The 12500-nt window shown below is 61.8% G+C and carries 9 protein-coding genes, 1 tRNA gene, 2 rRNA genes and 1 pseudogene (1 of these 13 running past the window's edge); 11 read left to right on the top strand and 2 right to left on the bottom strand.

Going from position 1 to position 12500, the window contains the following annotated elements; translation table 11 throughout:
* The 3 genes from H6851_19700 to H6851_19690 all read left to right on the top strand — a co-directional run.
* A 23S ribosomal RNA gene (locus H6851_19700) occupies window positions 1–2618 on the top strand; it begins 136 nt to the left of the window's first position.
* A gap of 86 nt (window positions 2619–2704) precedes the next feature.
* A 5S ribosomal RNA gene (gene rrf / locus H6851_19695) occupies window positions 2705–2819 on the top strand.
* A 51-nt stretch (window positions 2820–2870) separates the two neighbouring features.
* Window positions 2871–2947, top strand: a tRNA-Met gene (locus H6851_19690).
* On the opposite strand, the gene H6851_19685 is transcribed toward H6851_19690, so the two are convergent.
* A complete protein-coding gene (locus H6851_19685; GenBank protein MCB9945833.1) occupies window positions 2904–4559 on the bottom strand; it encodes a recombinase family protein in 1656 nt (551 codons plus the stop codon). The genes H6851_19690 and H6851_19685 overlap by 44 nt on opposite strands.
* 19 nt (window positions 4560–4578) lie before the next feature.
* Complete coding sequence (locus H6851_19680) at window positions 4579–4803, bottom strand: hypothetical protein (protein ID MCB9945832.1); 225 nt, start codon at window positions 4801–4803, stop codon at window positions 4579–4581.
* 259 nt (window positions 4804–5062) lie between these two features.
* Here H6851_19680 and H6851_19675 point away from each other — a divergent pair, with 259 nt between their 5' ends.
* From H6851_19675 to H6851_19640, 8 genes and pseudogenes are all read left to right on the top strand, one after another.
* Window positions 5063–5368, top strand: a complete 306-nt coding sequence (locus H6851_19675) for a hypothetical protein (protein ID MCB9945831.1) — start codon at window positions 5063–5065, stop codon at window positions 5366–5368.
* Window positions 5365–5811 (top strand): type II toxin-antitoxin system VapC family toxin, encoded by a 447-nt coding sequence (locus H6851_19670; GenBank protein ID MCB9945830.1) that lies wholly within the window; start codon window positions 5365–5367, stop codon window positions 5809–5811. Before H6851_19675 ends, H6851_19670 begins: the two co-directional genes overlap by 4 nt.
* Window positions 5808–7199 carry an SIR2 family protein gene (locus H6851_19665; protein MCB9945829.1) on the top strand — a complete coding sequence of 464 codons (1392 nt, stop codon included), beginning with the start codon at window positions 5808–5810 and terminating at the stop codon, window positions 7197–7199. The genes H6851_19670 and H6851_19665 overlap by 4 nt, the downstream gene beginning before the upstream one ends.
* A complete protein-coding gene (locus H6851_19660) occupies window positions 7200–9194 on the top strand; it encodes an ATP-binding protein (protein ID MCB9945828.1) in 1995 nt (664 codons plus the stop codon).
* Between the two features lie 242 nt (window positions 9195–9436).
* Window positions 9437–10405: a DUF1738 domain-containing protein gene (locus H6851_19655; protein MCB9945827.1), complete on the top strand. Its 969-nt coding sequence runs from the start codon at window positions 9437–9439 to the stop codon at window positions 10403–10405.
* On the top strand, window positions 10402–10773 hold the full coding sequence (locus H6851_19650) for a DUF2958 domain-containing protein (GenBank protein ID MCB9945826.1): 372 nt from the start codon (window positions 10402–10404) through the stop codon (window positions 10771–10773). Before H6851_19655 ends, H6851_19650 begins: the two co-directional genes overlap by 4 nt.
* Window positions 10773–11522: pseudogene (locus H6851_19645) on the top strand (hypothetical protein). The gene H6851_19650 and the pseudogene H6851_19645 overlap by 1 nt, the downstream one beginning before the upstream one ends.
* A 625-nt stretch (window positions 11523–12147) precedes the next feature.
* On the top strand, window positions 12148–12500 hold a 353-nt coding region (locus H6851_19640), incomplete at its 3' end, for a hypothetical protein (protein MCB9945825.1).

The raw sequence follows: 12500 nt of genomic DNA, 5'->3' as shown, positions 1-12500 counted from the left end.
TGTATCCTGCACTGAATTCATAGGTGCAGGAGGCGAACCCGGGGAACTGAAATATCTCATTACCCGGAGGAAAGGACATCAACCGAGACTCCGTGAGTAGCGACGAGCGAAAGCGGACCAGGCCAGTGGCTTGTGCGAGAGAACCGGAACCGTCTGGAAAGTCGGGCCATAGCGGGTGATAGCCCCGTACGGGCAAGGTCGAGCACAGGTCCTTGAGTAGGGCGGGGCACGTGAAACCCTGTCTGAACATGGGGGGACCACCCTCCAAGCCTAAGTACTCCTCGACGACCGATAGCGAACCAGTACCGTGAGGGAAAGGTGAAAAGTACCGCGACGAGCGGGGTGAAACAGACCCTGAAACCGGATGCCTACAAACAGTTGGAGCCTGGGTTTTCACTTTGGTGAGAGCAGCGGGTGACAGCGTACCTTTTGTATAATGGGTCAGCGAGTGCGTTTGTGCAGCAAGCTTAAGCCGCTAGGCGAAGGCGCAGCGAAAGCGAGTCTTAAAAGGGCGAATAGTTGCACGGATGCGACCCGAAACCGGGTGATCTAGCCATGACCAGGTTGAAGGTGCGGTGACACGCACTGGAGGACCGAACCCACGCCCGTTGAAAAGGTCGGGGATGAGTTGTGGCTAGGGGTGAAAGGCCAATCAAACCCGGAGATAGCTGGTTCTCCGCGAAAGCTATTGAGGTAGCGCGTTGCATGTTTCCTGCCGGGGGTAGAGCACTGGATGGGCTAGGGGGGAGCGATCCTTACCAAACCTAACCAAACTCCGAATACCGGCACGTTAGTGCAGCAGACAGACGGCGGGTGCTAAGGTCCGTCGTCAAAAGGGAAACAGCCCAGACCGCCAGCTAAGGTCCCCAAATCGTATCTAAGTGGGAAAGGATGTGGGACGGCCATGACAACCAGGAGGTTGGCTTAGAAGCAGCCATCCTTTAAAGAAAGCGTAACAGCTCACTGGTCTAATCAAGCTGTCCTGCGCCGAAGATGTACCGGGGCTCAAGATACGTACCGAAGCTGCGGACTTCAGAACTTGTTCTGGAGTGGTAGCGGAGCGTTCCGTAGGCCTGCGAAGGTGTGGCGTGAGCCATGCTGGAGGCATCGGAAGCGAGAATGCTGACATGAGTAGCGATCAACAGAGTGAGAAACTCTGTCGCCGAAAGTCCAAGGGTTCCTGCGCAAGGTTAATCCACGCAGGGTGAGCCGGCCCCTAAGCCGAGGGCGAAAGCCGTAGGCGATGGGAACCAGGTGAATATTCCTGGGCCAGTGGGTAGTGACGGCGCTCGTAGATGGTTCATCCTTATCGGATTGGATGGGCTGTGAAGGGCGTCCAGGAAATAGCTCCCACATGAGACCGTACCCGAAACCGACACAGGTGGACTGGTTGAGTATACCTAGGTGCTTGAGAGAACGGTATTGAAGGAACTCGGCAAAATACCCCCGTAACTTCGGGAGAAGGGGGACCCCTTGATGGGCAACCATCGGGGGGTGGCACAGACCAGGGGGTGGCGACTGTTTACTAAAAACACAGGGCTCTGCGAAGTCGCAAGACGACGTATAGGGTCTGACGCCTGCCCGGTGCCGGAAGGTTAAGAGGAGCGGTGCAAGCTGCGAATCGAAGCCCCGGTAAACGGCGGCCGTAACTATAACGGTCCTAAGGTAGCGAAATTCCTTGTCGGGTAAGTTCCGACCTGCACGAATGGCGTAACGACTGCCCCACTGTCTCCAATACCGACTCAGCGAAATTGAATTCCCCGTGAAGATGCGGGGTACCCGCGGTCAGACGGAAAGACCCCGTGCACCTTTACTACAACTTTACAGTGGTACTAGGTGGCGCATGTGTAGGATAGGTGGGAGCCATTGAAGTCGAGCCGCCAGGTTCGATGGAGGCAGCCTTGAAATACCACCCTTGCGGCACTTGGTATCTAACCGCGGCCCGTTATCCGGGTCCGGGACCCTGTATGGTGGGTAGTTTGACTGGGGCGGTCGCCTCCCAAAGAGTAACGGAGGCGCGCGAAGGTTGGCTCAGACTGGTCGGAAACCAGTCGTCGCGTGCAAGAGCAAAAGCCAGCCTGACTGCGAGGCCGACGGGCCGAGCAGAGACGAAAGTCGGCTCTAGTGATCCGGTGGTCCCGCGTGGAAGGGCCATCGCTCAACGGATAAAAGGTACGCCGGGGATAACAGGCTGATACTACCCAAGAGTCCCCATCGACGGTAGTGTTTGGCACCTCGATGTCGGCTCATCACATCCTGGGGCTGAAGCAGGTCCCAAGGGTTCGGCTGTTCGCCGATTAAAGTGGTACGTGAGCTGGGTTTAGAACGTCGTGAGACAGTTCGGTCCCTATCTGCCGTGGGTGTTCGAGACTTGCGAGGATCTGCCCTTAGTACGAGAGGACCGGGGTGGACGTACCTCTGGTGGACCAGTTGTCGTGCCAACGGCACAGCTGGGTAGCTATGTACGGAAGGGATAACCGCTGAAAGCATCTAAGCGGGAAACCCACCTCAAAACCAGGTCTCGCTATCAGGGCCGTGGAAGACCACCACGTCGATAGGTCGGGTGTGGAAGTGCAGCAATGCATGGAGCTTACCGATCCTAATAGCCCGAGCGAACTCACCCCCCTCCAGCAGACATGCTGGACGTTCCAACCTTCATACCTGTGTCCAGTAACCAGACAATTTGCATGATCCGCTTGGAGGGCCTGGTGGCCATAGCGAGAGTGAACCACCCGAACCCATTCCGAACTCGGACGTGAAACCTCTCAGCGCCCATGGTACTGCGTCTCAAGGCGTGGGAGAGTCGGTCGCCGCCAGGCCCTCCAAACGGATCACCAGCAAACATGCCTCCTCACGAAATCCACCACCAACGCGGGGTGGAGCAGCCCGGTAGCTCGTCAGGCTCATAACCTGAAGGTCGCAGGTTCAAATCCTGCCCCCGCAACCATCTTTACTTGCGATTGCCCCGCCCCTCCGGCGGGGTTTTTCGTTTGTGCGGAAATCATAAGGATTCCAGCGAGATCGCCCTGGACGTCGATCTCCACTTTCCCCTCCACCGGCGTCAGCACGATCTTCTCCACCAGCGAGCGCAGGATGTCGGCCGCCTCGATCCGCTTTTCTTCCTCCTCGTCCTGCAAGGCTTCGTAGAGCTGCTGGACCCGCTTGCGGTATTGCAGCGCCATCGAGGGGTGCAGCAGGGGAGGCGGTTCTTCGGCCTCGGCCAGGAACGCGCGCAACTCGGCCTTCCGGCCTTCCAGCCGCTTCATGTCCTCCACGATGGCCTCAATCGGCCCGCCTGATTTGATGGCGGTCAGTAGCTTGGCCAGTTCGCGGTCGATCTTCGCCATCTCCGCCTCGGCCCCTGCGATGCCCGCACGGCCTTCCATCCGTAGCCGATTCATCTCCTGCGTGAACACCTCGCAGAAGCGGGCGAACAGTTCGGGATCGACCAAGCGGGTCCGCAGCGCATTCAGCACGCGCGTCTCCAACTCGTCGCGCCGGATGTTGGTCCGGTTATCGCAGGTGCCTTTGTTCCGTGCCGTCGAGCAGCCGATCAGGGTCGCCGAGATCGCGGAATAGCCGCCGCCGCAGCAGGCGCATTTGGTCAGGCCCGAGAAGAGATATTTCGGCCGGCGGCGATGGTTCATCTTGCTGACGTCGGCCAAGCCGCTTTCATCGCGCTCGGTCCGCATCTCGCCCTGCCTTGTCTTCACGGCTTCCCATAGGTCATCATCGAGGATGCGCAACTCGGGCGTTTCCTGAATGACCCATTCCGATTCCGGGTTGGGCCGGGCCCGGCGCTTGCCGGTATCGGGGTCTTTGACGAACCTCTGGCGGTTCCAGACGATCTTGCCGACATACATCTCGTTGTTGAGGATGCCATTGCCGCGCTTCGGGTTGCCGTTGATCGTGCTGAACCCCCAGTCGCCGCCTGATGGCGCGGGAATACGGTCCCTGTTCAGGGCGAGGGCGATGGTCTTGGCCGACTTGCCGGCCGCGTAGTCGCGGAAGATGCGGCGCACGACCTCGGCTTGCGCCTCGTTGACGGTGCGATCGCCACGGACGGGCTCGCCGTTGGCATCGAACTTCTTCACCACGTCATAGCCGTAGGAATTGCCGCCGCCCGACTTGCCGGCCTCGACGCGGCCGCGCTGTCCGCGCCGGGTCTTGTCGGCCAGATCCTTGAGGAACAGCGCGTTCATCGTGCCCTTGAGGCCGACATGCAGTTCGCTGATCTCGCCCTCGGACAGGGTGAACATCTTCACGTCGGCATAGCGCATGCGCTTGTAGATGCCGGCGATGTCCTCCTGGTCGCGGCTGATCCGGTCCAGCGCCTCGGCCATGATCATGTCGAACCGGCCTCGCGTGGAATCCATTATCACCGCCTGGATGCCGGGGCGCTGGATCATGCTGGAGCCGGAGATGGCGTGATCGGAATACTCCTCGACCACCGTCCAGCCTTCCTTCTCCGCCCGCAGGCGGCACATGCGGAACTGGTCGGCGATCGACGCCTCGCGCTGGTTGTCCGACGAATAGCGGGCGTAGATTGCGACCTTCAATGCACCTCTCCCATCGGCATCAGGAGGTGTGCTTCCTCCGTCGCTTCATCATCTGAACTTCCTCGGCGTAGCAATCCCGCGCCGCCTGTCGCGCCAGGAAGTCGACCAGACGCAGAAGACGCGGATCGGGATTGCCGCGCGGGGTGAACGTCAGCTCCGGTTCTTCCAGCATCAAGGATTCGAGCAGCGCTTCGCGCTCTCGTCCTGTCATCTTGGCTCTGGTTCCGGGGGCTCGCAAGGTCATACCTCGCAGCATTCGCCCGGAATCCATCATAAGCAATTGAAATTACATGCGTATATTTGGCGGCGGAAAGCATGTCTCCGGTGGCTTCGGCGAAGCATGGCGCGCTCCTTCGTGCCACAGCATATGGAAAATACTGGCGCAAACGCCCATTGTTCTTCTGCACTGCTGCTCTGTGGTTGGCCTCCAGGGGCATCGCTGACATCCCTTGTTTGCAAGATGGAAAGCGGCTATATGTCAGGATATAGCACGGAGGCCAGCCATGAGCAATGCCGCACAGAAGAGAGCGATCGAGAACTATCGGGCGCGCCTGACGCAGCGCGGCTTCAAGCGCTTCGAGGTCCTAGCGCTGGAATCCGACCGTGAACTGATCCGGTCACTTGCCCGTCAGCTGGCGGAGGAGGGGCCAGAAGCGGAGCAGGCCCGGGCTGCGGTCAAGGCGGCTCTCGTCGCGGGCGAGCCGCCAAAGTCCGGCGGCATCCTGTCCGCCCTGCGCCGTTCGCCCCTGGTCGGCGCCGATCTCGATCTGTCGCGCCCGCGCGAGGAAGGGCGCCGGGTCGATCTGTGACGCGCTATCTCCTCGACACCAACATTATCAGCAACATAGTCAAGCCGCAGCCGTCGGAGGCGCTGCTGGCGTGGTGGGCAGAGCAGCGTGATGACGACCTGTTCATTTCGGCGCTGACCATCGCCGAGATCCGCCGCGGCATTCTGGAGAAACCGCGCGGGAAAAAGCGCGATGCTCTCGATGCCTGGTTCTCCGGGCCGGAAGGGCCGCAGGAGCTGTTCGCCGGCCGCATTCTCTCGTTCGACGACAAGGCGGGCCTGATCTGGGCGAGGTTGATGGCAGAGGGGAAGGCGGCAGGGCGTCCGCGAAGCGGACTCGACATGATCATTGCCGCAGTGGCGGGAGCAAACGACTGTGTGGTCGTCACGGATAACGAAAAGGATTTCAGGGGGCTTCAAATCGTCAACCCCTTGCGCCGTGGAGCAGAGGGGGGAGAGATATGACACCAGCAGCGCCTGTGCCGATAGAATACAGGCTCATCGGCCCAACGGAGGGCGGCGGCGTTGGCGATCTGCTGGTTGGCTTGGATCAGAGACAAGGGCGCATTCGCCTCCAGGCGTTGATCTCCGAATGGCTGCGCATGGAAAATCTCGTTGTTTTGACGGGATCGGGCACCTCGGTCTCGGCAGGCGGCAAGACCATGGCCAATCTGGAGAAAGAGGTGCTCGCAACCATAGAAGCACTGCCCGATCTCCCGCCCTCGATCAAACCCATCATAGAATCGCGGAAGAATGCTGTGGCATTTGCTAGTGTTCACGGTGCTCCGATTGGTTTTGAGGCATGGCTGTCTTTCATCGCCAACGCCTTGGTCGTCGCGGAATCTGTAGGCGCACCGTTTTCCGCTGTCACCTGGCCAGAGACGCCGGCCCCAAATACCGCCGATTTGCGTTGGTTCGTTCGCCGCCTGCGGATCGCCATCTTCTCAGAGTGTGCGCTATCACTGCCAGACACCACGTCCGCGACCTCGGCAAAGGGGATCGCACCCCAACTGGCGTTTCTCTCCAAACTGATTGCCCGCGACAGCAATCTCGGGCGTGCGCATCTCTTCACCCTGAACTACGACACGCTCTTCGAACAGGCGATGGAACTGCTGGGTGTTCAGTATTTTGATGGATTCACGGGGCGCGCGGCTGCTCGCTTCGATCCGTCCGTCTATGGCCTCGACATTTACTATCCGGGCGAGGTGGCGGAAGGTCGCGTCCGCCGCTTCGACAAGTTCCTGCATTTCTACAAGCTGCATGGCTCGATCCACTGGTTCGAACATGGCGATGAAATGCGTGCCCGCCATACTGATCTGACGCCTTTTCAGTCCTATGCAACGAAGAGTCCGGCGGACAAGGCCGCCGCGCTCGTGCCGCTGGCCGACAAGACGCCTTCGGTGGGTATCCTGCCCACAGCCAACAAATTCGCACAGACCCTGACTATGCCCTACGCGCATCTGTTCCGTTCGTTCCAGGTGCGGCTTGGCATTCCGCAGACCTTCTTGCTCGTTCTTGGCTATGGATTCGGGGATGATCACGTCAGCCGGATCATCGAGAATGCACTGATGAACCCATCGCTGATGATGCTGGTGATCGAGCCCAATCCCGACAGTCCGGTCATCGAACGCATCCGGCGCTATAAGGATCTCGGCAAACGGGCCTTTGTTCTCTGTCCCACGACAGATGCTTTCGCCGCCGCGCCGTTCACACTCGCGACCTTCGACGACTTTGCGACATTGGTGATGCCCGACGTGCAGTGGCTCGACGATTTTCTGCGGCTGCGGCGGTTCGAGAAGCAGATTGCCTCCTCCGAAACGCCAACTGATCCCAGTGCCGGCGCGGGGGCTTAGATGGATAATCCTCGGCTGGTCGGCCATATCGTCTCGGTTCAGGGCTTTCGGGTAAAGGTAGAACTTCTCCCTGAAACCCGTTCGGCATTGCGTGCCACTCTGGATGGCGTTCAGATCGCAATCGCGATCAACGCTTACCTGACCTTCTCGCTCGGTGCCGGAGAGACCGTCATCGGCATCATCACCGATCTCGAGGCCCGTGAAACCTTCGATCCGAACAATGGCGATGATCTCAACCTCGAACTGATGAAGCCGCGCCGCGTCGCCAGCGTTCAACTTCTGGGCACCATCCAGCATGCGGATGATGAACCGTCGTTCAGTCCAGGCATTTCCGTTCTGCCGACACTCGATACCCCGGCGGAGATCGGCTCACCTGACATACTGCGCGCAGTCTTCGAGATTCCTCCCCGGCGCAACAAACCGGAAGACTACGACGACAAGGACTTCGACTGTGACCTGAGAATTGGCTTTCCGACTGGCCAGGCCCGCAACGTCGTGCGCGCTTCCTACAATGACCTGTTTTCGCGGCCCTTGGCTATCGTAGGCAACACCGGCTCCGGCAAGTCCTTCTCCGTATCGAGCCTGATACAGAAAGCCATGAAGGCGCTGGATGGCGCGGCCGAGGAACCGCACGTCTTCATTCTGGATATAAATGGGGAATATGGCAAAGCCTTCCCGACGGCCGCAACGGCTGTGCGTTTGCCAGACCGCATCTATCTGAATGGCGAGGAGTTCGCTCTCCCTCTCTGGTTCATGAATGCCGAAGAGATCTGTGCCTGGCTCAGTGCCGCGGAGCAGACACAGGAGCCCGTGTTGAAAGATTGGTGGGCGATCGCCAAGGGCGGCGATGCCGCGGCCGCTGTCAATATGAACGCCCTCCAAAACGCCATGAGCGCGCTCGATCAACTGTTGAGTGAGCTGACCAAGATCAAGAAAAAGGCAGCGGGCTCTCACTGCGATGCCGTGACAGGGCATCTGGCGGATACCGGCGTTGATACTGCGGCTTTCGAGGTCTTGTTTCAGAACCATCGTCTCGCCAATGACTACAACACGGAGGTCATGAACAACCAAGCCGCAATTGCGGCCGAAGCGGAAAAGCTCAAGGACGCCATCCGCAGCAAGATTGTGGGTGGAAGTGCGACGGCAGAGGCCGGAATGCGGACAGCCGATTCTCCTCTGCCAATTGGTCGGGCTACGCTTACAGATCCTTCCCTTATCAACCGCGCGGTCTCGAAGGAGGATACGTTTCGCGTTGACGCCCATCTGACGACGCTGAAACTGCGCCTCAAGACTCGTTTGGATGACAAGCGGTGGCGGGCCTTTCTCAACTACGAGGATACCGACACGAAGATCGAGAATCTGTCAGGCTGGTTCCGGGGCTTCGGGCTTGGCGCGGCAACTGGGCCAAAGGTTTCGGTTCTCGATCTCTCCATGCTCAGCAACGAGGTTCTGCCCTATGCCTGCGCGGTGATCGGCCGTGTGCTATTGGAGGCGCGCGAGCGTCTTCCGGCGGCTTCGCGCTACAAGAACCCTTGGGTTTTGGTGCTTGAAGAAGCGCACAACTATGCCCGTCCCGCCAGATCAGACGAGGATCGCGGGCATCGCCTTGCGCGCCTTACCTATGAGCGGATCGCCAAGGAGGGGCGCAAATTCGGTCTTTCGCTCATCATCGCCAGCCAGCGGCCGAGCGAGATCAGCCAGACCATCATCAGCCAATGCGCGAATTTCATCAGCCACAGGCTCCAGAACCCCGACGACATCGACCATTTCCGCCGGATAATTCCCATGCAGGCGCGCCGTCTGTTGGATCAGGTCACTATCCTGGCTTCCGGCGAGGCGATTGTTTTCGGCAGTGCCTTCCATATCCCGACGCGCGTTCAGTTTGATCGGCCCGATCCCGGGCCATACAGCCAGACAGCGGCTCCATTCCATGAATGGTCAAAGAGCACTACCCCATTTCCCCTGGACACGGTGGTTAGTGCTTGGGGCACCTGACCATGCCTCGTTTCGGCACGTCCCAGGGTTATACGCGATGCGGGCGTGGCATCTGTGGTGCGGCCCTTGGTTCGGTTCTTGCGGGGGAAAGCCTTCCCCCTGGCCGGCACTTCGTTGCCGGCGCACCCCCTTCGAGCGGGGAGACCCCGCAACGCCCCCTGAGAGTGAGAGGGCGGACGGGTTTGCCGTGACGGGTTGAGGGCTGGAGGAGAGGCTTCCGGCGCCCGTCGCGGAGAACCGCGATGACCAGATATGACCGCAGCGCGCACCCGGCCTCGGAGCGGGCGAACCTTTACGACGAAATCACCGGCAAGATCATCGCCGAGCTGGAGGCCGGGCAGTTCCCCTGGGTCCAGCCCTGGGGCTCGTCCACGGCGCAGGCCCCGCTCGGCCTGCCGAGGAACGCCGCTACCTCCCGCGCCTATAGCGGCATCAACATCCTGATCCTCTGGGGCGCGGTGATCCAGCATGGCTTCCCCGGCCAGGGCTGGCTCACCTATCGCCAGGCGGCGGCCCTCGGCGGCAATGTCCGCAAGGGCGAACGCGGCACCACTGTCGTCTATGCCGACCGCTTCACGCCCGAGGATGAGAAGCGCCGCGCCCGCGAGATGGGCGAAGAGCCGGGGAAGATCCCGTTCCTGAAACGCTTCACGGTCTTCAATGCCGCCCAATGCGAGGGACTGCCCGAGGAGATCGCCACCGTCGCACCGCCGCCCCCACCGGGCCTGATCGAGCCGCAGGTCGAGGCGCTGATCCGTGCCACCGGCATCGACTTTCGCATCGGTGGCAATCGCGCCTTCTACGTCCCCTCGCAAGACTTCGTGATGGTGCCGCCGCCGCAAGCCTATTTCGAGCCGATCAACTGGCACCGGACGGCGCTGCACGAGATGGGTCACGCGACGGGCCATCCGTCCCGCCTTGCCCGTGATTTCTCCGGTTCCTTCGGCACGAAGAAATACGCTTTCGAGGAACTGGTGGCCGAGATCACCGCCGCGTTCTGCTGCGCATCGCTCGGCATCGTGCCGACCGTCCGCCATGCCGATTACATCGGCTCCTGGCTGGAGGTGCTGCGCGAGGACAACCGCGCCATCGTGCGCGCAGCCTCCCAGGCCAGCAAGGCGGCCGACTGGCTGCTCGGCTTCCTGCCGGATACCGGCGAAACCGACGATACCGACACCGGCGCGGTCGAGATCGACAGGAGGGCGGCATGATTCTCCTGACCGACGAGCTGCGCGCGCAGCTTCTCGCCAATGGATGCCAGCGCGACGTCGATCATGTGCCCGTCGTGAAGTTCTTCAATCCCTTCGGTGCGGGCGTCTGGCTCGCCACCGAATTGGATGAGGATGGCGACATAATGTTCGGCCTGGCCGACATCGGCCATCCCGAGCTTGGCAGCTTCTCGCTGGAGGAACTGTCCTCGTTGCGGCTGCCGTTCGGCATGGGCATCGAGCGCGACATCCTGTTCACCGGCGATTTCCCGATCTCGATCTGGGCGGAAGCCGCGCGCGAGGCTGGCAGCATCCGGGCGGCCGAGCGGATCATCCGCACGGCGCGGCAGTCGCGATGGGAGGGTGCGTGATGCGCTTCCGTCGCTGGCACAGGCCCGAGCCCTACCGGGACACGTCGCGCAAGCGTGCGGCGTTCCACCGCAAGCAGCGCCTCGAAAGGGAGGCGCTGCCCCTTTTCGCCGACCAGATCGCTGCCGGCCAGCACGGCGTCGAGGAGGAAATGGCCCGCCGCGTGGTGTGGTGGGACGAACTGGAACGCGACCGGCGCAGGGAACGCGCGGCCTGGTGGCGTCGGGCGCGCGCGCGGCTCTTCTCCTTCCCCGACGATCTGCGCAAGACGATCCGAAAGGTCTGGCGGACCTGTCCCTATCCGGCGGACCCGGCGAGCTTTGCCGATTTCCTGCATCAGATCGCGGTTGGCCGGCTCGACCCGCACCGGCCGCCCTGGGTTTTCCATGCGGCGACGCAGGCGCGGATCACACCCGACCCGTCGCGCTTCGACGCGGCCTTCCGCCAGATCGGCCACCGCAAGATCGGCGGCGGGCCGAAGGCCACGGAAGCCGACGAGTTCCTGTTCTGCGGCAATCTCGGCTCGGGCCTTATCTTCCTGCGCTCGCGCGTCCGTCTCATCGAGCGGCACGAGAGCTTCTACACCTCGTCGGGCCACCGGCTGCGCGATTCCAAGGTCGGCAGCGGCGGGCATTACGTCGAGATCGAGGTGACGGGCGATTGCCCGGACGCAGACCTCGCCACCATCGAAAGGCTCGCTCAGGCGGCCGACACGCGGTCGGTCGTCGTCTCGCGCGTCGCCCGTCCCTTGCGCGCGCGGACGGGGGCGAGCCATGAGCGACCGTCCCGTTCCGCCCGGCTACAATGGCGGCCCGCCGCTCGACGACCCCGCATCCGACCGGCGGGGCCACTGCCGCGACTGCCGCCATTGGACGCCGCCGCCCGAGGGCCTGGAGCGCGACTACGAGGCGTTCCGGCTCGGCCTTTCCCGCCGCCGCGTCAAGCGCCCGACCGGCTTCTGCGACCGCGTGCTGCTCGGCAACAGCAAGATTCCCGCCTTTTCGGGGACGGCGGGGAATTTCAGTTGCCGCAACTTCGAGCCGGCGCCGCCAAAGCCGGCACCCAGGGGGCGCGGCTTCGTCACCATCTGGGTCGGCAACCGCGTCGTCTGGAAAGGACCGGAGGACGAGATTCCTGACCGCTTCCGCGATGGCGAGCCCGATCTTCCTGAGCCAGACGCGCCTTAGAAGCGTGCCGGCTCTTCTGTTTCTGGCCGTCGCCGGTCACGCGGGTTTCCGGTTCTCCGGCTCCGTGGCGCTGCCCTCGTAGAGTGAGAGGGCGGTGCTTTGCTTCGGTGACGGGTTCGAGGCCGGAGAGAGGCTCGTGGCCGCCTGTCGCGGAGAAAGCCCATGCCCCACACACCATCGCAGAGACCCTTGAAAATACACCTCGTCTGCTACGGCTCCGAGAACGAGTCCTGGCTGTGCGATGCCGAGGACCGCGACCATGCCGTCGAGCAGTTCGAGAACGCCGCGATGGACGGCGAGATCAACGCGGTGTTCGAGTGCGTTCCCGCCTTGAACCGCTATTTTGTGCGCCAACGCCGCGCCATGTGGGTCTGCTTCGTCCAGGAGGTCGAAGCCGAGGACGAGGACGCGGCGGTCGACATCTTCTATCAGCAGTTCGATCCGCAACATGCCTTCGTCGAAGGTGCGCTTCAACATGCGGACCACGGCCCCGCATCTGTGTTCGACCGGCGCGACTATCCGACAGCACAGGAGGTCACTGA

This window comes from Geminicoccaceae bacterium (genome assembly GCA_020638465.1).
Classification (GTDB): domain Bacteria; phylum Pseudomonadota; class Alphaproteobacteria; order Geminicoccales; family Geminicoccaceae; genus JAGREO01.
The sequence above is the reverse complement of the archived record's forward strand: the minus strand, read 5'-3'. Positions and strand labels throughout refer to the sequence as shown.

Bases quoted from the DNA above. Each gene is read 5' to 3' on its own strand.
- H6851_19650 (MCB9945826.1), top strand. From the start codon at position 10,402: ATGATTCTCCTGACCGACGAGCTGCGCGCGCAGCTTCTCGCCAATGGA.
- H6851_19680 (MCB9945832.1), bottom strand. From the start codon at position 4,803: ATGACCTTGCGAGCCCCCGGAACCAGAGCCAAGATGACAGGACGAGAG.
- H6851_19675 (MCB9945831.1), top strand. From the start codon at position 5,063: ATGAGCAATGCCGCACAGAAGAGAGCGATCGAGAACTATCGGGCGCGC.
- H6851_19665 (MCB9945829.1), top strand. From the start codon at position 5,808: ATGACACCAGCAGCGCCTGTGCCGATAGAATACAGGCTCATCGGCCCA.
- H6851_19655 (MCB9945827.1), top strand. From the start codon at position 9,437: ATGACCAGATATGACCGCAGCGCGCACCCGGCCTCGGAGCGGGCGAAC.
- H6851_19660 (MCB9945828.1), top strand. From the start codon at position 7,200: ATGGATAATCCTCGGCTGGTCGGCCATATCGTCTCGGTTCAGGGCTTT.